The following is a 22,356-nucleotide window of genomic DNA, read 5'->3' as shown; positions in this document are numbered from 1 at the left end:
GCTAAATTTTACTGACAACAGACAGTTACCGTCATCATGCGATTTAATATCCCTACGTTGCTTACTCTCTTTCGCGTTGTGCTCATTCCTTTCTTCGTCCTGGCATTTTACCTGCCGGTCGTCTGGGCGCCTTTTGCCTGTGCGCTTATTTTCCTGATTGCCGCCGTGACGGACTGGTTTGACGGTTATCTGGCGCGTCGCTGGAACCAGAGTACCCGCTTTGGCGCATTCCTCGATCCGGTTGCGGATAAGGTGATGGTGGCAATCGCGATGGTGCTGGTGGCGGAACATTATCATACCTGGTGGGTGACGCTGCCTGCCGCGACCATGATTGGCCGTGAGATTATTATCTCTGCCCTGCGCGAGTGGATGGCGGAGCTGGGTAAACGCAGCAGCGTGGCGGTGTCCTGGATCGGTAAAGTTAAAACCACTGCGCAGATGGCGGCGCTGGTGTGGATGCTGTGGCGTCCGAATGCCTGGGTAGAGTGGGCCGGTATTGGTCTGCTGTGGGTTGCGGCGGTGCTGACATTGTGGTCAATGTTGCAATATTTGAACGCTGCGCGCGGTGATTTGCTTGAACAGTGATCGTTTCGGCTTAATTTTCAGCAAACGATCCTGAGATGCAAAAAATAACGTTGACTCATAACGTCATATCAGTAGAATGCAACGCATCGAACGGCGGCACAGTAAGCCGGACGATAATGAAATCAAGTGCTTAGCAAGTCGTTAAATAGTTACTTGATAACATGCGGGAATAGCTCAGTTGGTAGAGCACGACCTTGCCAAGGTCGGGGTCGCGAGTTCGAGTCTCGTTTCCCGCTCCAGATTAATGCATCGGCAGTTTGCGGGTGCAGGTCGAAAGACAAAAGATTTAAGGCGCGTTAGCAAAGCGGTTATGTAGCGGATTGCAAATCCGTCTAGTCCGGTTCGACTCCGGAACGCGCCTCCACTTTCTTCCCTGGCCGGATGGTGGAATCGGTAGACACAAGGGATTTAAAATCCCTCGGCGTTCGCGCTGTGTGGGTTCAAGTCCCACTCCGGCTACCATGGGAAAACTAGAATAAAATCAATGATAAGCAGTGTCGTGTAAACCACCGAAAGGTGGTTTTTTATTGCCTAATTTTCGCCATTCGCCATTCTTTCGCCATTCGGCTCCACCATAAAAAGAGGGCATTACTGCCCTCCGACTACCGGAACTATAGGAATTTTTCTATCATAACGTGCTGTCTGTGACGCGTTTTTATGACCAGCGTTTCCCTGTTTTTCGTTAAGCGTTCCTTCCAGATCCGATATCCCTTTAGATTTGCTGCTACGAAGTTAGGTTATGGTAATAACTAGGCTGACTTAGTCTATGGCGTCGTTGATCTCTCTTTATCGGCATATGGTGCGGGCAGAAAAGTTTTGGGTCCCAGAGAGAGGTCCTGGAGTTTATTCCACGATTATATCAGAGGCTGGCAAGAGGCATCTAAAACCGCAATGGCGCTGGATTTGACCAGTGGGAGCATTACGGGTTGGCAGATGTACCAGATAGCAAAAGAGAATTGATTATGTCTCAAGAGTTAGAATTTTCGCTTCATCCACCTGTTTGGCCTGCCGTGGCCTATTTTATTGTATCTATTGCAATTTTCTCTTGCTTATCTCGGCAAACTAAAAGTTAACAGGCTGCATAAATACCCGCTATTTATCGCGTATAGGGTGTTTGTAATCGCTATTGCAGCCGTTCAGATAAACATCTTTGCCAATGGCTACGAGTTTGTCAGCAGCTTTTTGCATATAGATTTTGACCCCTATCGCTATGACTCGGTATATTGGGGCTCATTGTTTTTCTCCATAATTTACTTGCTGGCATTGCCCCGTAACAAGTTTTAGCATAATGAATTTTTCATTTAAGGGATGCTATGTCTTTACCGCCATTGTATGCACTGCGTGCGTTTGAAGTTGCTGCGCGGTTGAACTCCTTCAGTAAAGCCGCTGAAACGCTCAATATTACGCCGGGCGCGGTCAGCAGACATGTCCGTACCCTTGAACTGTGGTTCGACTGCGAGCTTTTCAAAAGGCAAGGTCCTCGCGTGGAGGTCACTGAAGCCGGGCGAGTGCTTGCCGGACAGCTGAACGAAAGCTTCACGAGCATTGAATGGGCCTGCCGGGCATTCCGTAGTGAAAACCATCTGCTGCGGTTAAAAACACCCAGCACCCTGACCATGAGATGGCTTCTCGACGTGCTGCGATCTTTTCGCAACAACCATCCAAAACCGCAGGTGGAGATTGCCAGCGTCTGGATGGACATTGACACCGTTGATTTCAATCTTGAGCCATACGACTGCGCCATCCTTCTCGGTAATGGCCGTTTTGGTGAGACAACGGAAAGCCAGCTGCTTTTTCATGAATGGCTTATCCCGGTTTGCACCCCATCGCTTATCGAACCGGCCCGGCAGCGGCTTCCGCAATGCGATTTGATCCATCCTTCACCGGACAGACGTGACTGGCGGCGCTGGCTGCGAAGAACAGGATTGTTTCCGGGGCTCGATATGAGCAGCGGCATGGTGTTTGATACCCTTGAACAGGGAAGTATCGCCGCGATGAACGGGCACGGCATCGCTATCGCCGACCTGCATCTCACGCTTGATGCCCTGAAAAGCGGCCTGCTGGGCCTGCCGTTCAGGGAAGCTATCGCGACGGGAGATGGTTACTACCTCGTCTGGCCAAAAAATTCGCTCAAAAGAGAGAGCATCCAGCACCTTCTGGGCTGGCTGCAAAACCATACCCCGGTCGTTCCAGCTCTGGATATCGATTACCTGGAATACAATGAAAGCCGGGTTTATTAATACCGTTATGAGTAAGAGATGTTTGCCATCTTTTTATAGCGTTCTGGCAAAGCGCTGTTCAGGCTGAGTACCTTATCCAGAATATAAAATGCTGGCGTGTTTTTCTGCTGCTCAGCGTCAATAATTGCACCGCGTAATATCGTGGCGGCAGACGAAATCCTGTGAAAATATCCTTCAGTCTCAGGCGTCTGTAATTCACCCGACGTGGCGTAGCGCACGTGCGGCCAGCCGGAGAAGTCGAGCAGCGGAAGGGGCTTTCCTGCTTCAGGATGACAGGCTGAAATCAGCGCAGCCGCTTGCTTAGGGTCGCGATGGGCAACGGACAGCATGTATACGCGCTGCGAAAACGGTGACAGAGCCTCTGAGTGATGTTTCTTAGCCATAAGCATGGCCATAAAATCCTGTAAATCATCGGCTGAATCGGTGTCAGGTGGTAATACAGTTTTCATTAACTGATATAACGCATCAAGTGTCATATTTGCCCCGGATCCTCTTATCATTATTATTCAGTTTGCGGCTGAACGTTTTATCGACCCGCGCAAAGGCGGGTCGTGAAGATGATATTTGAATGCGGTCGCATCAGAAAAACGATTAATAATGGCAATCATTGTGAGTTTTTCTCACTATAGCCTCCAGGCTTCACACGCCGCCCAGGTACGCCTTTCTCACCTCCGGATCCTTCAGCAACGCCTCGCCGCTGCCGCTTAACCGAATCTGGCCGTTAACCATCACATAGCCGCGGTCGGACAACTTCAGCGCGTGGTGGGCATTCTGCTCGACCAGAAAAATCGTCATTCCGTTACGGGCCAGTTCGCGCAGCGTATGGAAGATCTGTTTAACCACGATGGGTGCGAGGCCGAGGCTGGGTTCATCCAGCAGCAGAAGTTTAGGACGGCTCATCAGCGCCCGGGCAATAGCCAGCATCTGCTGTTCACCGCCGGAAAGCGTCATCGCCCGCTGATTACGCCGCTCCTTGAGGCGAGGGAAGAGGTCGAACATGCTTTGCATATCTTCAGCTGCATGCTGATTGCCGACGGGGATTGTCCCCATCAGCAGGTTCTCTTCTACAGACATATCCGGGAAAATGCGTCGTCCCTCAGGTGCCTGCGCGATGCCGCCGGTGGCAACATAGTGGGTGGATTTGTGGCTGATATCCTCGCCGCAGAAGAGGATCTGCCCGTTGCGGATCCGGGGCTGACCAAAGACAGACATCAGTAATGTTGACTTCCCCGCGCCGTTAGCGCCAATCAGGGCCACGGTTTCCCCTTTGTTTACCTCAAGTGAAACCTGCTTCAACGCCTGGATCACCCCGTAAAAAACGTCCACATTATGAAATTGAAGCATCGGTGCGCTCACAGATTTACCTCGGTTTCGTCGGTGCCCAGATACGCGGCAATCACTTTTTCATTGTGCTGGATCTCAGCCGGTTTACCTCTGGCAATAACATCGCCGTGATCGAGCACAATGATGTCATCTGAAATGCCCATCACCATCCCCATATCATGCTCGATCAGCAAAACCGTGATGTCGTGGTGGTCGCGCAGGAACCGGATGATCTCGCTCAGCTTGTGCGTCTCCACCGGGTTCAGACCGGCAGCAGGTTCATCGAGACAAATCATCTCCGGGCCGGTGCACATGGCGCGGGCGATTTCGAGGCGTCGTTGCTGGCCATAGGACATTTCCCCGGCCAGACGGTTCGCGCAATCCACCAGATCCACCACCTCCAGCCAGTAAAACGCCCGGTCCAGCGCCTCGTTCTCTGCCCGACGATACGCAGGGGTGTTCAGCACCCCCGCCAGCAGATTGCGATTGACGCGCATGTGCTGTGCCACCAGCAGGTTTTCCACAACGGACATCTCGCGGAACAGGCGGATGTTCTGAAACGTGCGCGCAAGACCCGCGCGGTTCACCAGATGCGTGCCGCCAAACATCTTATAGAACAGGCGTTGACCAAGCTGCGCCGGGCTGAGCCAGTCGCCCGGCTGGAGTTTCTGGCCGAGCACCTGAATGACATTGGTAGTTTTATTTCGTGCATTGAACAGAATGTTGCCGCCGGAGGCCCGGTAGAAACCGGTCAGGCAGTTAAAGACGGTTGTTTTTCCCGCGCCGTTAGGCCCAATGAGTGCAGTAATAGAGCCGCGCTGCACCTCAAGATTGACGTCGTTTAAGGCCTTGATCCCGCCGAAGTGCATCATCAGATGTTCAACACGCAAAATCGTTGCGTTCATGGCGCCACTCCTTTACGCACGGCAAATCCGCTGCGGTTGATGCGGATCAGACCGCGAGGACGCCAGATCATCATCACCACCATCAGCATGCCAAACAGTAGCACGCGGTATTCCGCAAAGCTGCGCAGCAGTTCCGGCGTGACGGTCAGCACAAAGGCGGCCAGAACGACGCCGACGGTGGAGCCCATCCCGCCCAGGACCACAATCGCGAGGATGAGGGCCGATTCAAAAAAGGTGAAAGAGGTGGGGTTAACAAACCCCTGCCAGGTGGCAAAAAACACCCCGGCGATACCTGCCGTCGATGCGCCCAGGGTGAAGGCCGAGAGTTTGACCAGAACGTGGTTGAGCCCCATGGAACGGCAGGCAATCTCATCCTCACGGAGCGCTTCCCACGCGCGTCCAATGGGCATTCGGGTCAGCCGGTGTTTAATGTACAGCACCAGCATGACTACCAGGAACAGTACCGCATAGATGAAAATAAACTTCATGTTGGGGTTATAGGTCAGGCCGAAGAACTCGTGGAAGGGGATGCCACCTTCTTTGGCGCGTCGGCCAAACTCCAGGCCAAAAAAGGTCGGAGCAGGGGCTGAAACGCCGTTAGGCCCGCCGGTAAAGGTGAGCCAGTTGTTCAGCACCAGGCGGATGATCTCGCCAAACCCGAGCGTGACGATGGCGAGATAATCCCCGTCCATGCGCAACACCGGAAAGCCGAGCAGGGCGCCCGCGCCCGCAGCCATTAGCGCCGCCAGCGGCAGCATGCTCCAGAACCCAAGCCCCAGATACTGATACCCGAGCGCCAGTCCGTAAGCGCCGATGGCATAGAAGGCGACATAACCCAGATCCAGCAGCCCTGCCAGGCCAACGACAATGTTCAGCCCAAGACCGAGCAGGACGTAGATCAGTCCGAGTATAGCGACCGTCAGAACGTATTTTGTGGCCACAAACGGGAAGCAGATCGCCAGCGTGACAATCAGCGGAATGATCCAGCGCATGCGGCTTTTATACGCCGGTGGCCGGACATACACCCCCGCATTGTCGGATTCAAACCGCGCCTGTAAACGTCTTCCGGCCGCCGTAGCTGAAAAGGCGCTCAGCAAAAAGCGTCCCAGCATCACCGTGCCTACAATCCACGCCAGCCGCTGGCCTTCAAAGTTAAAGCTGTAACCATCCAGTATCACGCCCGCAATCGGGCCGAAAATAATCAGGGCGATCATTCCGGAAAAAATCACGTCCAGAATGCAGCGCTTCAGGGAAAAGCCGTCAGAGGTCATCGCGTTGTTCCTTACACTTTAGCCACGACAGGGCGGCCCAGCAGCCCCTGAGGACGGAAGATCAGGATTAATACCAGCAATCCAAACGAGAACACGTCTTTATAATCCGAGTTCACCATCCCGGAGAATTGCGCTTCTGCGACGCCCAGAATCAGCCCGCCAAGCATCGCACCGGGCAGAGAGCCGATGCCGCCCAGCACCGCCGCCGTAAAGGCCTTGATGCCGATAACGAACCCGACGTAAAAATCAAAGGTGCCGTAATTCATGGTGATCAGCACGCCCGCCAGCCCGGCCATGGCTGCGCCGATAACAAACACCAGCGAAATAATTCTGTCGGTGTTGATACCCAAAATGGAGGCCATCTTACGATCCTGCTGCACCGCACGGCACATGCGCCCTAAGCGGGTACGGTTGATAATCCAGGTCAGCACCAGCATGCCCGCGAACGAGGCGATGAGAATAAAGACTTTGGTATAGGTTATCTGGACAAACCCTTCGCCGAGGTGAAAACGCAGCACGCCATCCAGCATGGTCGGTACGCCCTGCTGCCGTGGGCCCTGGCTGAGCTGGACGTAGTTTTGCAGTATCAACGACATCCCGATGGCCGAAATCAGCGGCGCCAGACGCGTCGAATTGCGTAGCGGCTTATAGGCGATGCGCTCAATCGTCCAGCCATAAACGCCGGTGACCACGATGGTGAAAACCAGGGTTCCCAGGATCAGCAGCGGAAAGGAGTGGAGTCCAAAAAACGCCAGCAGGGCCAGGCCAATGGCCGAGAGATAGGCGGAGATCATATACACTTCGCCGTGGGCGAAATTGATCATACCGATGATGCCGTACACCATGGTGTAGCCGATGGCGATAAGACCATAGACCGAACCCAGCGTTAAGCCATTAATTAATTGTTGCAGGAAGAATGTACTCATGGTCGCGCACCTGAATAAAGGGTTACGCCGACAGTCAGACCTGCCGGCGTTGAGCAGATTCCGTCCCGTTATGGCACTTCTTTATATTTGCCTTTGTCGTCCCACTGGTAGACCACGTAGTCAGACACTTTGAGGTCACCTTTGCTGTCCCAGGCTTTTTTACCCATCACCGTGTCGACAGGGTTGGCCTTCAGCCACTCGCTGGCTTTTGCGGAATCCGTCCCTTTCGTGGCCTTGAATGCCGCTGCGATAGCCTGCACAGACGCGTAGGCGTAGAGGGTGTATCCTTCTGGTTCAAATTTACCGGCGCGGAATTTCTCGATGACGGCTTTTCCGTCCGGGATCAGGCGCGGGTCTTTACCGAAGGTCATGTAAATACCGTTGGTGTACTGCGCCCCACCGGCGGCGGTGACCATCTCTTCATTGACGATACAGTCTCCCGAGAAGAACTTCGCCTGCACGCCCTGTTCACGCATCTGGCGAACCAGCGGGCCCGCTTCCGGGTGACAGCCCCCGAAGAACACCACGTCTGGTTTTTGTGCGCCAATTTTGGTCACCAGCGCGTTAAAGTCTTTCTCCCCGCGGGACAACCCTTCGTACATCACATCCTTAACGCCGCGTTTCGCCAGCGCCGCTTTAGTGGCGTCCGCCAGCCCCTGACCGTAGGTGTCTTTATCGTGGATGATGACGACCCGTTTGGCTTTAAGCTTATCAAGAATAAAATCGCTGGCGACCTGGCCCTGCTGGTCGTCACGTCCGCACATGCGGAACATATCGCTCATGCCCCGCTCGGTAATAAGCGGGTTCGTTGAGCCGGGGGTGATGGAGAGGATCCCGGCATCGCTATAGACCTCGGAGGCGGGCATGGTCGACGAGGAGCAGAAGTGGCCGACGACCGCTTTCACTTTATCCTGATCGACTAAGCGGTTGGCGACGGCAACGGCCTGTTTGGGTTCGCAGGCGTCATCGCCCTGAACCAGTTTGATTTTCTCACCGTTGATCCCGCCAGCGGCGTTAATGTCTTCCGCCGCCTGCGTAGCGCCATGCCAGTATTGATCGCCATAGGTTGCGTTCGGGCCTGTGAACGGCCCGGCCACGCCGATCACGATATCGGCCTGTGCAGAAAAGGCCGTCACCAGACAACCGGCCAGCAACAGGGAGAGGGGAGTTTTGGTAAATTTCAGCGACATTATTATGTTCCTTAGCAAAGAGGTTTTTGCACCAGGTATAAACCCGAACGCCTGATGGCATCGTAAATCCAAAAACAAGAGCGAGAACAAAATGCACTTTAGAAGCAATCTCGTGCTTAATACGGCGAGGATCCCACGCACCGCGAAGCGCGCAGAACATTAAGCAAAAAGGTTGCCAGAATGGTTAATCCCTTGACCGGGTCACAACACGTTGAGTATAGAGCGCCGTTTTATGCGCCTTTGCGGGATGAGATGAATTTACAGCGGAGATCACATCTCCTTAACAACAAAGCCCATAAGTTGTGCAACGGTCACGATTTGCACGTTTTTGCAGCAATAAAGACCTAAACTTCAGATAGGCATGCGCGGCGATATATGTCAGGATCGTTTTTTTTATCAGGAGTATCAGCAATGGCTGAAGGCCCATTAAATGAAAGCGAGATGGCGTGGCTGGAAGAGACATTAATCTCTTACGGACACGACGATGCATCCGTGATTGACGTGTCCGAACTGGACGGCATGCTTACCGCAGTACTTTCCGGTCCCGTTGTGGTGGAGCCCGACACCTGGCTGGTGGCGGTATGGGGTGGCGAGAAGTATATTCCGCGCTGGAAAAACGATCGTGAGATGAACCGTTTTATCGATCTCTGCTTTAAGCACATGAACGATATTGCCGAGCGCCTGAGCGAATACCCGGATCAGTTTGAACCGCTGTTTGGCTATAACGACGTTGACGGTCAGAGCTATACCGTAGTGGAAGAGTGGTGCTATGGCTACATGCGCGGCGTGGCGCTGACGGACTGGTCATCCCTGCCGGAAGCGCTGGAAGCGGATCTGGCGGTGATTGCCCTGCACGGAACGGAAGAGAACAGCGAGAAGCTGGATGCGCTGACCGAAGAGGAGTATATGGCCAGCATCGAGAGCATTCAGCCTGCGGCGCTGCGTTTGTACAACTACTGGGTGGCTAATCCGCAGCAGCCGGAAGCGAAAAAGCCGATCGTGAACGGGTCGAAGGTGGGACGTAACGATCCGTGTCCGTGCGGGAGCGGGAAGAAGTTTAAGAGTTGCTGTCTGCACTGAAAAAAGGGGCTATTCATAGCCCCTTTTTTTATCCCACTTCCGGCAGCATTCCCGCTGCAATCAGCACCTGCACCAGAATAATCACCACCCCACAACCAAACACCACGCACAGCAGCGGCTTACCACCCGCCACGCGGTATCCTTGCTGCGGATGTTGCTGGCGGCTCTTCCACGCCAGCAGGGAAGGCAGCAGCAGGGCCAGTACCGATAACGCCACGCCAGCATACCCCAGCGCCATCACAAACCCGCGCGGATAAAAGAGCGCGAAGGCTAGCGGCGGCAGGAAGGTCATCGCCCCCGTCTGTAAGCGTCCGGCAACGGTATTGCGACGCTGGAACAGATCCGCCATATAGTCAAACAGGCCAAGAGCCACGCCGAGGAAGGAGGTTGCCAGCGCCAGGTCTGCAAACAGATGTACCGCCAGCTCCACGTGTGAAGAGGCCACCACGTTACGCAGGGCAACCAGGAATCCATTCAGACCAGAATGCTCTGCCATCAGGCCGATAAAGGTGGTGGAATCAATACTGCCCAGCGTCACCAGCTGCCAGAACAGGTAAGCAACCAACGGAATGGCGCTGCCGATCACAAAGACGCGGCGCAGCTTGCGAATATCACCGTTCATATAACTCACGATGCTCGGCACGCTGCCGTGAAAACCGAAGGAGGTGAAAATAACCGGGATGGCCGAAAGCGCCAGACCTTTCTCCAGCGGGAGGGAGAGCAGGTTAACCTTGTGCACATGCGGTGCCAGCAGCACCAGCATCACAACAAGGAAGAGAATTTTGGCGCTGAACAAAAAACGGTTAAACAGATCGACCAGCGACGTGCCCGCACAAACCACACCGCCACCGATCAGCGTAAAGACAATGGCGCCTGTTTCCGGTGAAAGCGACGCACCGAAGCCGTCATTGATACTTGACGCAATTAGCTCCCCGGCGCCGCTGATGTAGGCGGCGGTCAGCGCGTACATCAGGAACATCATGCTGAAACCGGTGATCCACTGCCCGTAGCGTCCAAGATAGCGTGCAGCCAGGGAGCCTAAGCCGGTATCGGCAGGGACATGTTGATAAACCTCCAGCAATAATAGCGCGGTGTAACACATCAGGGCCCAAAGACCGCCCAGCAGCACTACGGTAACCCCAAACCCGACGCCGGCGGCAGCCAACGGCATGGCCAACATTCCTGCGCCAATTGTCGTTCCGGCGACGATAAAAATACTTCCCAGAGTTCTGTTCTTCACGCTTTCCTCTACAACGCTTCCATACCGCGACTCATTCTGCGGCGCAGAGTAAGGGAAAAGCCCCATCTCGTCAAATCACCGTTACATAGGGTGTAATGATTAATTTACAAAAAGAAAGGGGGAACCTGCGCCAGCGCAAAGCGTGCCGTGGAGGGAGCATTTAGTCTGCTTTTTATTTGCGAGAGGTAATGATGTCAATTCACGGACACGACGTGCTGAATATGATGATTGAGTCAGGTGAGCGTTATACGAAGGAGAGTCTGGTTGAGGCGATACATGCCCGCTTTGGCGAAGCGGCGCGTTTCCATACCTGTTCAGCTTCGGAAATGACAGCCGCGGAGCTGGTGGCGTTTCTGGCGGCGCGCGGAAAATTCATTCCGGCAGCAGACGGATTTTCCACGTACGAAAGTAAAATTTGCCGTCATTGAATAAAGCGGTGCTGAAAACTCAGCACCGCTTTTCTATTAATTCTGCGTGTCGAGCGTCGACAGCTCTTTATCAATGAAGTACAGACCTTCCCCGGATTTACCTGCCAGAGATAATTTATCCAGCACGGATTTAAACAGCTTCTCTTCTTCGTGCTGTTCAGCCACATACCACTGAAGGAAATTAAAGGTTGGATAATCCTGACTGGTCATGGCGGCATGAGCCAGTTCATTTATTTTCTGGGTGATCAGCTGTTCGTGCTCATAGGTGGCACGGAACAGTTCATCAAGAGAGCCGTACTCGGCGAAAGGCGATACCACGTTATCAATGCGCGGCAGGCTGCCGGTGTCCGTCAGGTAATCAAACAGACGCTGCATGTGCGTCATCTCTTCCTGGGCATGACGACGCAGGAAGGCGGCAGCCCCTTCAAAGCTGTGATAGCTGCACCAGGCGCTCATCTGCTGATAAAGCAGGGAAGAAAATAGCTCAAGATTCATTTGCGCATTGAGCTTGTCGATCATTTCAGTTTTTAACATGGTGCAGCTCCGGTTTATTAATTCTGGTTCACGATGAGCGACACTATAATTTGTTATTTAATTATTTGCAAAAAGTAAAATAAATATTTATTTATTAAAAATACGAATGGGAATAAAACGCATTGCCGCCATTTGTATTTATTAATGAGAATTGTTTTTGTTCTTATTAAATAAACTGCCAGCGTGACTGGCAGTCGCGGTTAATACCACGGATTCTGGCTGGAAGAGGTAACGGCATATCCCTGACATTTATACTGAATGGTCACACTTTCGTTCAGACAGAGTGAACCGCTGATCAGGGTGCAGGTTTTAATCGGCTGCCCGTAGGCTGACGCGGAGGCGTAGCCCATGCGTTGGCAGGCCTTTGTTGCCGTACCGTTATTAACATAGTCATCAGACCAGGCGTTTTGGAGCATGGTCTGGCCATAGTCGAGGCGCACAATTCCGTTTGGGGCATCCGTACTACTGACTTCTGCCTGACGGTTGATGCTGCACCCGGCGAGCAACAGGATCGTTCCGGCTATGATTACACGTTTCATGTTTCACTCTGCGTGACGGGAAATACGCCATTGTAACCAACGCGACGGGACGCAATGGCCGGAATAGCCGGAGGATCTGCCCTTTCACTCTACAACGAGCCGGGCCACCGAGCGAAATTGTGAGCGCATCTTTGTTTTTTAAAACAAGTTTTCACTTAATTTGAAAGTGCGTTTGTTTGATAGTAAGGTTAAGTTGAAAAGGTATCCACAGCGGGATCGCCCGCCATGCATTCAGGAGAGACAAGATGAAAATTGCACTGATGATGGAAAACAGCCAGGCCGCTAAGAATCCCATCATCCTTAATGAGCTGAAAGCCGTTGCTGATGAGAAAGGTTTCCCGGTCTATAACGTCGGTATGAGTGATGAGAACGATCATCATCTCACTTATATTCACCTGGGCATCATGGCGAGCATTCTGCTTAACGCTAAAGCCGTTGATTTTGTTGTCACCGGCTGCGGTACCGGGCAGGGCGCGTTAATGTCCCTGAACATCCATCCGGGTGTGATTTGCGGTTACTGCATCGATCCTGCGGATGCTTTCCTGTTCGCGCAAATCAACAACGGTAACGCGCTTTCTCTGCCGTTTGCGAAGGGCTTCGGCTGGGGGGCAGAACTGAACGTACGCTTTATTTTTGAGAAAGCGTTTACCGGACGCAATGGCGAAGGCTATCCACCAGAGCGTAAGGAGCCGCAGGTGCGTAACGCCGGTATTCTGAACCAGGTGAAAGCGGCGGTGGTAAAAGAAAACTATCTGGATACCCTGCGTGCAATCGATCCTGAGCTGGTTAAAACCGCCGTCTCAGGCCAGCGCTTCCAGCAGTGCTTCTTCGAGAACTGCCAGGACAAAGAGATCGAAGCCTTCGTGCGCGGTATTGTTGGCTGATTTCCTTTGCCGGGCGGTGCGTTGCCCGCCCGGCACAGAGCCTTACTTTTTCAATGATACCGCGCTGCCTGCATTTTTGGTCAGACGCAGCGTGTCAACCATTCCCACCAGGCAGATCAGCGCGATCGCCACAAATGCCAGCCGGAAGCTCATTCCCGGCATGCCGGCAATCCCCATCGTCTCACTGACTTTTTCCCCGATACGAATACCAATGGCCCCGAGTGTGATCCCAAGTCCCACGGCAAGCTGCGTTGCGGTTGAAAACAGCGTATTGGCATAGCTCATCTGCGCAGAGGGTACATCCGCAAAGGCCAGCGTACTGATGGCTGTAAACTGGATCGAACGAAAAACGCCACCCAGATAGAGGATCAGCATGACGAGCCACACAGGAGTCTGCGGCGTAAGAAAGGCGCAGGCCAGCAGCGCCAGGACATTCAGTGAACCGTTAATCAGCAACAGCCGCTTAAACCCCAGGCTGCGGATCAGGGGCGTCGTCGCCGGTTTAATGGTGAGATTGCCTACGAAAACGGCCAGCACCAGCAGGCCAGAATGGAACGCGTCCATGCCAAAGCCGACCTGGAACATCAGCGGTAACAGGAACGGAACCGCGCTGATGGAGGCGCGAAACAGCGATCCGCCGTACAGGGTGACGCGAAACGTCGGCACTTGCATCGCATCGAGCCTGATCATCGGCCAGGTTGCCCGCTTAAAGTGGCGCAGCGCCAGGCTCAACGCGGCGACACCGACGATAAACAGCGTGGCGGTTAATCCTGTCCGCAGAGGCTCTGCGCCCATCAACTCCATCGCATAAACCAGGCTCACCATGGCAAGGGTGGTGACCACAAAACCCGGTAAATCAAACGGTCGGCGCGTATCTTCATGCAGGTCTGGAATGATTCGCAGTGCCAGCAAAATGGCGATTATCCCCAGCGGCACGTTAATAAAGAAGATCCAGCGCCAGTCGGCATAGCTTGTAATGAACCCGCCCAGCGGCGGGCCGATGATCGGCGCGACCAGCGCAGGCCACGTCAGGGTGGCGATTGCCGTGATGAGCTGATGCTTTGGCGTTGTACGTAACACGGCCAGGCGACCCACGGGCACCATCAGCGCGCCACCCATGCCCTGGAAGACGCGCATTGCGACAAACTCCTCGAGCGTGGTGGACAGGCCGCAAAATACCGAGGCCAGCGTGAAGATCGCCAGCGCGAGGGCAAATACTTTTCGCGCGCCGAAGCGGTCGGCGATCCAGCCGCTGGCGGGGATCAGCACGGCAAGGGTGATCAGGTAGGCGCTGATGCCGATATTCAGATCCACGGCCTGTACGCCGAAGCTTTTTGACATATCCGGCAATGCGGTGGCGATCACCGTCCCGTCCAGAAACTCCATAAAGAAAGCACCGGCTACCAGCAGTGCCGCAGGCGATAATCCACGGCTCTCTTTGCCGGATACGTTTTCACTCATTCTCTTCCTGCCCGCTCAAAAAATTTTATAAAAATTTACTGGAATTTATAAGTCTGTAACGTGCGGATTTATCGTGCCTTTTTTTAACAAACCGGCAGCACTGAGGGTTTGTTAACCGTGATGCAGGTCACAAAATGGTTGATTTTTGTGATGACGGTCATATTATAAGCGTATTGATAATAACACCTGCATAACACGTTACTGGAGCAACATAATGAAACTGCGCAAAATCCTGAAAAGCATGTGGGCTAACTACTGCACAACGTTTAAAGACGTCCCACCGGGTGCGATGTTCTGATAAAAAAACCTGCTTCGGCAGGTTTTTTTATGTCTGCGGACGACGAGAGGGAGATGGAAGGGCGTCTGTTTTGCTACTATGGCGGCCTTTGAATAAGGAGAACCCCATGTCACAAAACCTGAGCGCCGATCAGGAACTGGTATCTGACGTCGTCGCCTGCCAGCTGGTTATCAAACAAATCCTTGATGTGATTGACGTTATCGCGCCGGTTGAGGTACGCGAAAAGATGTCGACCCAGCTAAAAAACATCGATTTCACCAATCATCCTGCTGCGGCGGACCCGGTTACGCTCCGCGCGATCCAGAAAGCGATCGCGCTGATTGAACTGCGCTTCACGCCGCAGGGTGAGTCACATTAAAATAAACCGATGTTTTAAAATTAGAAACCGTTTTCTGATTTTACGTCGAAGGGCGACAGAGTCTGTCGCCCACAGAAGGCTCAAAAGAACGTCTGCACCAGCAGATAGCTCACCACGCAGGCACAGCTGACGCCAATCAGACCCGGCAGAATAAAGCTGTGGTTGATGATGAATTTACCGATGCGGGTGGTGCCGGAGCGATCGAATCCAATACAGGCCAGATCGCTCGGATAGGTGGGCAGCACAAAGTAGCCGTAGGAGGCCGGGAAGAAGGCCACCAGCATTTTCGGATCGATGCCTAACATCAACCCCATCGGGGCGACTGCGGTTAAGGCCGCGGCCTGGCTGTTGACCAGTTTCGACACCAGAAACAACACGATGGCATACGTCCAGGGATGACTCTTCACTACCCCCTCCAGTGCCATTTTCAGTTGGTCGAGATGCGCCTGGAAAAAGGTATCGCTCATCCATGCCACGCCAAACACCGAGAAGATGGCGACCATCCCCGCCTTAAATACCGCTCCGTTTGAAATGGCCGACGCATTAACCTTACAGGTCATCAGCATGATGGCCCCGGCAATAAGCATCATCATTTGAATGACAAGGTTCATCGACAGGGCCGTCATTTTGCCTTTGATCTCAAACGCCGGACGCAACTCGGGCAACGCACCCAGCAGGACCACAACGGCAATCCCGGCGAAGAAGATCCACGTTGACCAGTAGGCCTGTTTAGGGAAACGCTGATCCATCAACGTCTCCGTTCCCCCATAGATAAACTCCCGCTGTTTCGGATCTTTCAGCTTTTCCTGAAATTCAGGATCGTCTGCGAGGTTTTTCCCCCGGCGCAGGCTCCACAGTGCCGCAATGGCGACGCCAGACAGTGAGGCCGGTACGGAAACGGCGAGTATTTCGAGGATCCCCCACGCGTGGCCGATACCGTGCTGCGCACCCAGAATTGAGACCAGCGAAACGACGGCCACGGAAACGGGGGAGGCGGTGATCGCCATCTGAGAGGCCACCGAGGCAACAGCCATCGGTCGTTCCGGGCGAATGCCTTTTTTCAGGGCGATATCCGCGATAATGGGAAACATAGTGTAGACGACGTGGCCGGTCCCGCAGAGAAAGGTCAACATCCAGGTGGTAAACGGCGCGAGAAGGGTGATGTGCTGGGGATGTTTTCGCAGCAGGCGCTCTGCGAATTGCATCATCACGTTCAGGCCACCGGCGGTCTGTAGTGTTGCCGCGCAGCCGATGACGGCGAGGATCGTGAGCATCACGTCAACCGGCGGTTTACCGGGTTGCAGACCAAAGACAAAACTTAAAATAAACAGGCCGATGCCGCTTATCAGCCCCAGGCCCATCCCGCCGAAGCGGGTACCTACCAGCAGGCAGAGGATAATGACAATAAACTCAATGGTGATCATAATGCTCCCTCGTTAATGAATGTAATTAAACAAATCATTACACGATGTGTGGTTATTCATTGGGAGCAAGATCTGATTTGTTAAATGTCAGCAAAAGCAGGGAGTTGGCACCCACTCCCTGACGGGAGCGGGTGAAGGGACTTAGTGGTGTTGCACGGTAGCTATGTCGAGAAGATGGCGGTCCGTCTGCTCCAGACAGATCCCCGCGCGTTTCGCGTTGCGGATTTCGTCTGCGAGCGTTTTCAGCAGCATGCCATCCTGCTGCTGCTCTCTGTCCATATCACGTAAAAACTTGAGGGTAATGATGTCCTGTTGCGCTTTGGCTTCATCGGCCAGCTTGTTCAGCTTTGTACAGCGTTGCTCATACTCTTCAAGCGTTTTCTGGAACAGTTCCTCCAGAGAGGAGTAATTATCTTCAATCGTTTCAAGCTCTTTGACTGTGGGATTGGCGCCGATGGCTTTCAAAAAGTTAAAGACACGCATCATGTGCGTGACGTTACTTTGCGCCTGAGTACGAAAGAAGGTGGCAGTGCCGTTGAGGCTTTTTCTGGAACACCAGGCGCTCAAATGCAGATGCAGATTTGAAGCATAAAACTCCAGGTTCATCTGGGCATTCAGTTTTTGCATCATCGTTTGGGTAGTCATACTCATATCCTTATTGACTGTGGGACTTGATGTCCGCTACGAAACCTGACCCGGCAGGTACTGACGATTGAATAACAGAAAAAGATTTCTGCAAGGTAAACAAACTCGAAAATTCACGTCCTGTGTTCGATTTAAATAAGCATACGCTTCTCTTTGAATTAAGAAAACTCTTAGTTGGGCTGTGTTTACCATACATTACAAATTTAAATATAGCGCAGAACAGAAAACAGGTGGCGAGATAAAATATTTTTTATCTTTATGTTTTTAATGATATTAAAATCAGTGCTTCCCATTTTTATCGTTTCAGGAAACCTTCTGTGGCGGGAAATTCTGTGAAAGTGTTAAATCAGAAATAATAACTGCAAATATATCCTGCTGTAGCAAATTTGAGCTAAATCAATTTTCACATAATATATCGTTCTGTGATCGCGTCGTAAGATTGTTATCTAACAAATCTGGAAAATGAAACGATGTTTTATATCTTTTCACCCGTAGAGGTTCATGATGACAAAAGTTGCGGTGCTGCTGGCACCTGGTTTTGAAGAAGCAGAAGCGATTATCACAGTGGATATCCTGCGTCGCTTGCAGATCGAGGTGGAAATGCTGGCCTGCGCGGAGTCCCGTGCGGTAGTGAGTTACCACAATATCCCCATGGTGGCTGACAGTACATTAACGGAACGTATTAATAGGCTGTATGACGCGGTCGTGTTACCCGGTGGGCCGCAGGGGAGTATCAATCTTGCGGCTAACCAGGAGGTGATACGCTTTGTTTCCGCGCATGACGAGCACGGCAAACTCATCTGCCCGATCTGCTCTGCGGCCGCGCGGGTGCTGGGCGCAAACGGGCTACTGAAGGGGCGGCGCTACGTCTGTTCCGGCGATCTGTGGCAGACCGTTGATGATGGAGTATATGTAGATGCGCCGGTGGTGGAGGATAACAACCTCATCAGCGGCAAGGGGCTGGGGCACGCTTTTGACTTTGCGCTGACGCTCTCTGCGCGTCTGTTGGGCGACGATGCCCCCGTGCGCGATCATGCTGAACACATCTATTACCGCTGGTAAATTTTCTGCCGGACGCTAAGGCGTCTGGGTTACAGGGATTTCTTAGCTGACCTTATGGATAATCCTGCTTAACTCCTTTCCATTTGTAGGACAATTACGTCCTTTTTTATGTCATTTTTCGCTGAATTTATGTACGCAATTACTGTAATTCTGCGGTGTGATGTCGCTCTCTTATGGATGATTAATTTCCCGCTAAAACTATCACCAGCAATAACGCTTATGACGAGGTAAGCGCTAATGCCTTGTTTTAAGTCCGAATAAATAAGTTGTTCGCCATTATTCCCTACAGATAAGAATGCTAAAGCTGGAGTTTACCATGCACAAATTTACTAAAGCGCTGGCGGCCATCGGCCTGGCTGCCGTTATGTCACAATCCGCTATCGCTGAAAATTTAAAGCTCGGTTTTCTGGTTAAACAGCCGGAAGAACCGTGGTTCCAGACCGAATGGAAATTTGCTGATAAAGCCGGAAAAGATTTGGGATTTGAGGTAATTAAAATCGCCGTACCTGACGGCGAGAAAACGCTTAACGCCATTGATAGCCTGGCGGCGAGCGGCGCGAAAGGTTTCGTTATCTGTACGCCGGATCCAAAGCTGGGTTCAGCGATTGCCGCGAAAGCGCGCGGTTATGACATGAAAGTGATTGCGGTGGACGATCAGTTCGTGAATGCCAAAGGCAAACCGATGGATACCGTTCCGCTGGTGATGATGGCGGCCACCAAAATCGGCGAGCGTCAGGGCCAGGAGCTCTATAAAGAGATGCAAAAACGCGGCTGGGATGTAAAAGAGACCGCCGTGATGGCGATTACCGCTGACGAGCTGGATACCGCCCGTCGTCGCACCACGGGCTCCATGGACGCGCTAAAAGCGGCTGGCTTCCCGGAAAAACAAATCTACAAAGTCCCGACCAAATCCAACGATATCCCGGGCGCCTTTGATGCGGCGAACTCTATGCTCGTCCAGCACCCGGAGGTGAAACACTGGCTGGTGGTGGGGATGAACGATAACACCGTGCTGGGCGGCGTGCGTGCAACGGAAGGCCAGGGCTTTAAAGCACCGGACATTATCGGGATCGGCATCAACGGCGTGGACGCCGTGAGCGAACTGTCTAAAGCGCAGGCGACCGGCTTCTACGGCTCTCTGCTGCCAAGCCCGGATGTCCACGGCTATAAATCCAGCGAAATGCTTTACAACTGGGTGACCAAGGGGGTTGAGCCGCCGAAATTCACCGAAGTAACCGATGTGGTGCTGATCACCCGCGATAATTTCAAAGAGGAGCTGGCGAAAAAAGGACTGGGCGGCAAGTAATACGCTGTGATTGCGCCCCTCACACGCCGTGAGGGGCCTGACGTACACACTACAGGAATCACGGAGTCGTTATGCAACAGTCTGATCCGTATCTCTCTTTCCGCGGCATCGGTAAAACATTCCCCGGCGTAAACGCGCTGACCGATATCAGCTTCGACTGCTATGCCGGTCAGGTTCATGCCCTGATGGGGGAGAACGGCGCGGGAAAATCCACGCTGCTAAAAATTCTCAGCGGCAACTACACGCCCACCACCGGCACGCTGGCCATTCGCGGCGAAGAGGTGGCCTTTGCCGATACCACGGCAGCGTTAAACGCGGGCGTCGCCATCATCTATCAGGAGCTGCATCTCATTCCTGAAATGACCGTGGCGGAGAACATCTACCTGGGCCAGCTTCCGCATAAAAGCGGCGTGGTCAACCGCTCGCTGCTCAACTATGAAGCGGGCTTGCAACTCAGGCACCTTGGGCTGGATGTCGATCCACAAACGCCCCTCAAGTATCTCTCCATCGGCCAGTGGCAGATGGTGGAAATTGCCAAAGCGCTGGCGCGTAACGCCAAGATCATCGCTTTTGACGAGCCAACCAGCTCGCTCTCGGCGCGTGAAATTGAAAACCTCTTTCGCGTGATCCGCGAGCTGCGCAAAGAGGGCCGCATCATTCTGTACGTCTCCCACCGTATGGAAGAGATTTTTGCCTTAAGCGATGCCATCACCGTGTTTAAGGATGGCCGCTACGTGCGCACCTTCACCGATATGCAGCAGGTCAATCATGACCAGCTGGTGCAGGCGATGGTTGGGCGCGATCTGGGGGATATTTACCACTGGAAGCCGCGCGAGTACGGCCCTGAGCGTCTGCGTCTGGATAGCGTTAAAGCCCCAGGCGTGCGCACACCTATTTCACTCTCGGTGCGCAGCGGCGAAATCGTCGGGCTGTTTGGCCTTGTCGGGGCAGGGCGCAGCGAGCTGATGAAAGGGCTGTTTGGCGGTACGCGCATTACCCAGGGCCAGGTCTTCGTCGACGGGAAAAAGGTCGATATACAGAAGCCTGCGCAGGCGATTAACGCGGGCATCATGCTCTGTCCGGAGGATCGAAAGGCCGAAGGCATTATTCCAGTGCACTCGGTGCGCGACAACATCAACATCTCTGCCCGGCGCAAGTTCATCCGCGCGGGATGTCTGATTAACGACGGGTGGGAGGCGCGCAACGCGGATCACCATATCCGTTCGCTGAACATCAAAACTCCCGGGGCTGAACAGCTGATCATGAACCTGTCCGGCGGCAACCAGCAAAAAGCCATTCTGGGGCGCTGGCTGTCGGAAGACATGAAGGTCATTTTGCTGGATGAACCAACGCGCGGTATCGACGTGGGGGCGAAACACGAAATCTATAACGTCATCTATGAGCTGGCAAAACGCGGCGTGGCGGTGCTGTTCGCCTCCAGCGATCTGCCCGAGGTGCTGGGCGTCGCCGACCGCATTGTAGTGATGCGTGAAGGCGAAATTGCCGGTGAATTGCTGCATGAACAGGCGAATGAACAACAGGCGTTGAGTCTCGCCATGCCTAAAGTTAGCCAGGCTGTCGCCTGAGTAAGGAGTCAATGATGTCCTCTGTTACTACATCCGGAGCGCCGAAGTCGGCTTTCAGTTTTGGCCGCATCTGGGACCAGTACGGCATGTTGGTGGTTTTTGCCGCCCTGTTCGTTGCGTGCGCGATTTTTGTGCCAAACTTCGCGACCTTCATCAACATGAAGGGGCTGGGGCTGGCCATCTCCATGTCCGGCATGGTGGCCTGCGGAATGCTATTCTGCCTGGCCTCCGGCGATTTTGACCTGTCGGTCGCCTCGGTGATTGCCTGTGCCGGGGTCACCACTGCCGTGGTGATCAATATGACCGAAAGCCTGTGGATCGGCGTGCTGGCGGGGCTGATGCTCGGCGTGCTGAGCGGTCTGGTGAACGGCTTTGTGATTGCGCGACTGAAGATTAACGCCCTGATCACGACGCTTGCGACCATGCAAATCGTGCGCGGTCTGGCCTATATCATCTCCGACGGTAAGGCGGTGGGGATTGAAGACGAGCGCTTCTTTACGCTGGGCTATGCCAACTGGCTGGGCTTGCCTGCGCCTATCTGGCTGACGGTAGCCTGTCTGATCCTGTTTGGTTTCCTGCTTAACCGCACCACCTTTGGTCGTAATACCCTGGCGATTGGCGGGAACGAGGAAGCGGCGCGTCTGGCGGGTGTCCCGGTCGTACGGACCAAGATCATTATCTTCGTGCTTTCCGGGCTTGTGTCGGCAGCGGCGGGGATTATTCTGGCGTCGCGTATGACCAGCGGCCAGCCAATGACCTCTATCGGTTATGAGCTGATTGTCATTTCCGCCTGCGTATTGGGGGGCGTATCCCTCAAGGGCGGCATCGGAAAAATCTCATATGTGGTGGCGGGGATCCTGATTCTGGGGACCGTGGAGAACGCCATGAACCTGCTTAATATTTCTCCGTTCTCTCAGTACGTCGTACGCGGCCTGATCCTGCTGGCAGCAGTGATCTTCGACCGTTACAAGCAAAAAGCGAAGCGTACCGTCTGATTTATTTTTAGCCACTTATCTGCTCAACTATTAACCATAGTTGACTCCCTGACCGGCCCGCCAGTTATGCTGACGG

23 protein-coding genes, 3 tRNA genes and 2 pseudogenes are annotated in these 22,356 nt (G+C 53.5%); 15 read left to right on the top strand and 13 right to left on the bottom strand.

What is annotated here, in order from left to right; all coding sequences use genetic code 11:
* The first annotated feature begins 36 nt into the window (after nucleotides 1–36).
* The 4 genes from pgsA to HWQ15_RS22170 all read left to right on the top strand — a co-directional run bounded on the left by pgsA (nucleotide 37) and on the right by HWQ15_RS22170 (nucleotide 1,047).
* Complete coding sequence (gene pgsA, locus HWQ15_RS22185; RefSeq protein ID WP_003859652.1) at nucleotides 37–585, top strand: CDP-diacylglycerol--glycerol-3-phosphate 3-phosphatidyltransferase; 549 nt, start codon at nucleotides 37–39, stop codon at nucleotides 583–585.
* Nucleotides 586–748: 163 nt separating this feature from the next.
* Nucleotides 749–824, top strand: a tRNA-Gly gene (locus HWQ15_RS22180).
* Nucleotides 825–875: 51 nt separating this feature from the next.
* A tRNA-Cys gene (locus HWQ15_RS22175) sits at nucleotides 876–949 on the top strand.
* An 11-nt stretch (nucleotides 950–960) separates the two neighbouring features.
* Nucleotides 961–1,047, top strand: a tRNA-Leu gene (locus HWQ15_RS22170).
* 126 nt (nucleotides 1,048–1,173) lie between these two features.
* On the opposite strand, the pseudogene HWQ15_RS23385 reads toward HWQ15_RS22170, so the two are convergent.
* Nucleotides 1,174–1,305: pseudogene (locus HWQ15_RS23385) on the bottom strand (integrase); the annotation flags it as partial.
* A gap of 93 nt (nucleotides 1,306–1,398) precedes the next feature.
* Between HWQ15_RS23385 and HWQ15_RS23505 the strand changes: the two are divergent.
* Together HWQ15_RS23505 and HWQ15_RS22165 are read left to right on the top strand one after the other, a co-directional pair.
* Nucleotides 1,399–1,545: pseudogene (locus tag HWQ15_RS23505) on the top strand (hypothetical protein); the annotation flags it as partial.
* A 353-nt stretch (nucleotides 1,546–1,898) separates the two neighbouring features.
* A complete protein-coding gene (locus tag HWQ15_RS22165; protein ID WP_063148559.1) occupies nucleotides 1,899–2,825 on the top strand; it encodes a LysR substrate-binding domain-containing protein in 927 nt (308 codons plus the stop codon).
* 5 nt (nucleotides 2,826–2,830) lie between these two features.
* Here the strand turns inward: HWQ15_RS22165 and HWQ15_RS22160 are convergent, their stop codons facing one another.
* The 6 genes from HWQ15_RS22160 to HWQ15_RS22135 all read right to left on the bottom strand — a co-directional run bounded on the left by HWQ15_RS22160 (nucleotide 2,831) and on the right by HWQ15_RS22135 (nucleotide 8,440).
* Nucleotides 2,831–3,301, bottom strand: a complete 471-nt coding sequence (locus tag HWQ15_RS22160; RefSeq protein WP_063148560.1) for a hypothetical protein — start codon at nucleotides 3,299–3,301, stop codon at nucleotides 2,831–2,833.
* A 163-nt stretch (nucleotides 3,302–3,464) separates the two neighbouring features.
* Nucleotides 3,465–4,181 carry an ABC transporter ATP-binding protein gene (locus HWQ15_RS22155; protein WP_032671299.1) on the bottom strand — a complete coding sequence of 239 codons (717 nt, stop codon included), beginning with the start codon at nucleotides 4,179–4,181 and terminating at the stop codon, nucleotides 3,465–3,467.
* Nucleotides 4,178–5,053 carry an ATP-binding cassette domain-containing protein gene (locus tag HWQ15_RS22150; protein WP_023300474.1) on the bottom strand — a complete coding sequence of 292 codons (876 nt, stop codon included), beginning with the start codon at nucleotides 5,051–5,053 and terminating at the stop codon, nucleotides 4,178–4,180. Before HWQ15_RS22150 ends, HWQ15_RS22155 begins: the two co-directional genes overlap by 4 nt.
* Nucleotides 5,050–6,324 (bottom strand): high-affinity branched-chain amino acid ABC transporter permease LivM, encoded by a 1,275-nt coding sequence (livM, locus tag HWQ15_RS22145; protein ID WP_176587413.1) that lies wholly within the window; start codon nucleotides 6,322–6,324, stop codon nucleotides 5,050–5,052. The genes HWQ15_RS22150 and livM overlap by 4 nt, the downstream gene beginning before the upstream one ends.
* An 11-nt stretch (nucleotides 6,325–6,335) precedes the next feature.
* Entirely contained in the window at nucleotides 6,336–7,250 is a 915-nt protein-coding gene (locus HWQ15_RS22140) for a branched-chain amino acid ABC transporter permease (RefSeq protein WP_003859667.1), read from the bottom strand.
* A 68-nt stretch (nucleotides 7,251–7,318) separates the two neighbouring features.
* On the bottom strand, nucleotides 7,319–8,440 hold the full coding sequence (locus HWQ15_RS22135) for a branched-chain amino acid ABC transporter substrate-binding protein (protein WP_046619377.1): 1,122 nt from the start codon (nucleotides 8,438–8,440) through the stop codon (nucleotides 7,319–7,321).
* A gap of 411 nt (nucleotides 8,441–8,851) precedes the next feature.
* On the opposite strand from HWQ15_RS22135, the gene HWQ15_RS22130 reads away from it, so the two are divergent.
* Entirely contained in the window at nucleotides 8,852–9,520 is a 669-nt protein-coding gene (locus HWQ15_RS22130; protein WP_003859671.1) for a YecA family protein, read from the top strand.
* Nucleotides 9,521–9,548: 28 nt separating this feature from the next.
* Here HWQ15_RS22130 and tyrP read toward each other — a convergent pair whose 3' ends face one another.
* Nucleotides 9,549–10,760 (bottom strand): tyrosine transporter TyrP, encoded by a 1,212-nt coding sequence (tyrP, locus tag HWQ15_RS22125; protein ID WP_063148607.1) that lies wholly within the window; start codon nucleotides 10,758–10,760, stop codon nucleotides 9,549–9,551.
* 188 nt (nucleotides 10,761–10,948) lie between these two features.
* On the opposite strand from tyrP, the gene HWQ15_RS22120 reads away from it, so the two are divergent.
* A complete protein-coding gene (locus HWQ15_RS22120; protein ID WP_063148562.1) occupies nucleotides 10,949–11,188 on the top strand; it encodes a YecH family metal-binding protein in 240 nt (79 codons plus the stop codon).
* Nucleotides 11,189–11,224: 36 nt separating this feature from the next.
* Here the strand turns inward: HWQ15_RS22120 and ftnA are convergent, their stop codons facing one another.
* Together ftnA and yecR are read right to left on the bottom strand one after the other, a co-directional pair.
* A complete protein-coding gene (gene ftnA, locus HWQ15_RS22115; RefSeq protein ID WP_022648525.1) occupies nucleotides 11,225–11,722 on the bottom strand; it encodes a non-heme ferritin in 498 nt (165 codons plus the stop codon).
* A 200-nt stretch (nucleotides 11,723–11,922) separates the two neighbouring features.
* On the bottom strand, nucleotides 11,923–12,261 hold the full coding sequence (gene yecR / locus HWQ15_RS22110; protein ID WP_022648524.1) for a YecR family lipoprotein: 339 nt from the start codon (nucleotides 12,259–12,261) through the stop codon (nucleotides 11,923–11,925).
* Between the two features lie 245 nt (nucleotides 12,262–12,506).
* Here yecR and HWQ15_RS22105 point away from each other — a divergent pair, with 245 nt between their 5' ends.
* Nucleotides 12,507–13,145, top strand: a complete 639-nt coding sequence (locus tag HWQ15_RS22105) for an RpiB/LacA/LacB family sugar-phosphate isomerase (RefSeq protein WP_003859680.1) — start codon at nucleotides 12,507–12,509, stop codon at nucleotides 13,143–13,145.
* 42 nt (nucleotides 13,146–13,187) lie between these two features.
* On the opposite strand, the gene HWQ15_RS22100 is transcribed toward HWQ15_RS22105, so the two are convergent.
* On the bottom strand, nucleotides 13,188–14,606 hold the full coding sequence (locus HWQ15_RS22100) for an MFS transporter (protein ID WP_063148563.1): 1,419 nt from the start codon (nucleotides 14,604–14,606) through the stop codon (nucleotides 13,188–13,190).
* 214 nt (nucleotides 14,607–14,820) lie between these two features.
* On the opposite strand from HWQ15_RS22100, the gene azuC reads away from it, so the two are divergent.
* A complete protein-coding gene (gene azuC, locus HWQ15_RS22095; protein WP_003859682.1) occupies nucleotides 14,821–14,904 on the top strand; it encodes a stress response protein AzuC in 84 nt (27 codons plus the stop codon).
* Nucleotides 14,905–15,010: 106 nt separating this feature from the next.
* Complete coding sequence (locus HWQ15_RS22090) at nucleotides 15,011–15,262, top strand: DUF2766 family protein (protein WP_003859683.1); 252 nt, start codon at nucleotides 15,011–15,013, stop codon at nucleotides 15,260–15,262.
* Between the two features lie 80 nt (nucleotides 15,263–15,342).
* Here the strand turns inward: HWQ15_RS22090 and HWQ15_RS22085 are convergent, their stop codons facing one another.
* Nucleotides 15,343–16,686 (bottom strand): anaerobic C4-dicarboxylate transporter, encoded by a 1,344-nt coding sequence (locus tag HWQ15_RS22085; protein ID WP_063148564.1) that lies wholly within the window; start codon nucleotides 16,684–16,686, stop codon nucleotides 15,343–15,345.
* 141 nt (nucleotides 16,687–16,827) lie between these two features.
* On the bottom strand, nucleotides 16,828–17,331 hold the full coding sequence (locus HWQ15_RS22080; RefSeq protein WP_022648520.1) for a non-heme ferritin-like protein: 504 nt from the start codon (nucleotides 17,329–17,331) through the stop codon (nucleotides 16,828–16,830).
* Nucleotides 17,332–17,835: 504 nt separating this feature from the next.
* On the opposite strand from HWQ15_RS22080, the gene HWQ15_RS22075 reads away from it, so the two are divergent.
* From HWQ15_RS22075 to araH, 4 genes are all read left to right on the top strand, one after another.
* Nucleotides 17,836–18,393 carry a DJ-1 family glyoxalase III gene (locus HWQ15_RS22075; protein WP_063148565.1) on the top strand — a complete coding sequence of 186 codons (558 nt, stop codon included), beginning with the start codon at nucleotides 17,836–17,838 and terminating at the stop codon, nucleotides 18,391–18,393.
* A 316-nt stretch (nucleotides 18,394–18,709) separates the two neighbouring features.
* Nucleotides 18,710–19,699: an arabinose ABC transporter substrate-binding protein AraF gene (gene araF / locus HWQ15_RS22070; protein WP_023300466.1), complete on the top strand. Its 990-nt coding sequence runs from the start codon at nucleotides 18,710–18,712 to the stop codon at nucleotides 19,697–19,699.
* A 71-nt stretch (nucleotides 19,700–19,770) separates the two neighbouring features.
* Nucleotides 19,771–21,285 carry an L-arabinose ABC transporter ATP-binding protein AraG gene (araG, locus tag HWQ15_RS22065; protein WP_023300465.1) on the top strand — a complete coding sequence of 505 codons (1,515 nt, stop codon included), beginning with the start codon at nucleotides 19,771–19,773 and terminating at the stop codon, nucleotides 21,283–21,285.
* A 14-nt stretch (nucleotides 21,286–21,299) separates the two neighbouring features.
* Nucleotides 21,300–22,280 (top strand): arabinose ABC transporter permease AraH, encoded by a 981-nt coding sequence (gene araH / locus HWQ15_RS22060; RefSeq protein WP_022648516.1) that lies wholly within the window; start codon nucleotides 21,300–21,302, stop codon nucleotides 22,278–22,280.
* Nucleotides 22,281–22,356 lie beyond the last annotated feature (76 nt).

Origin of the sequence: Enterobacter sp. DSM 30060, assembly GCF_013375955.1 — a bacterium.
Lineage (GTDB): Bacteria > Pseudomonadota > Gammaproteobacteria > Enterobacterales > Enterobacteriaceae > Enterobacter > Enterobacter intestinihominis.
This window is presented reverse-complemented; position numbering and strand designations above follow the sequence as displayed.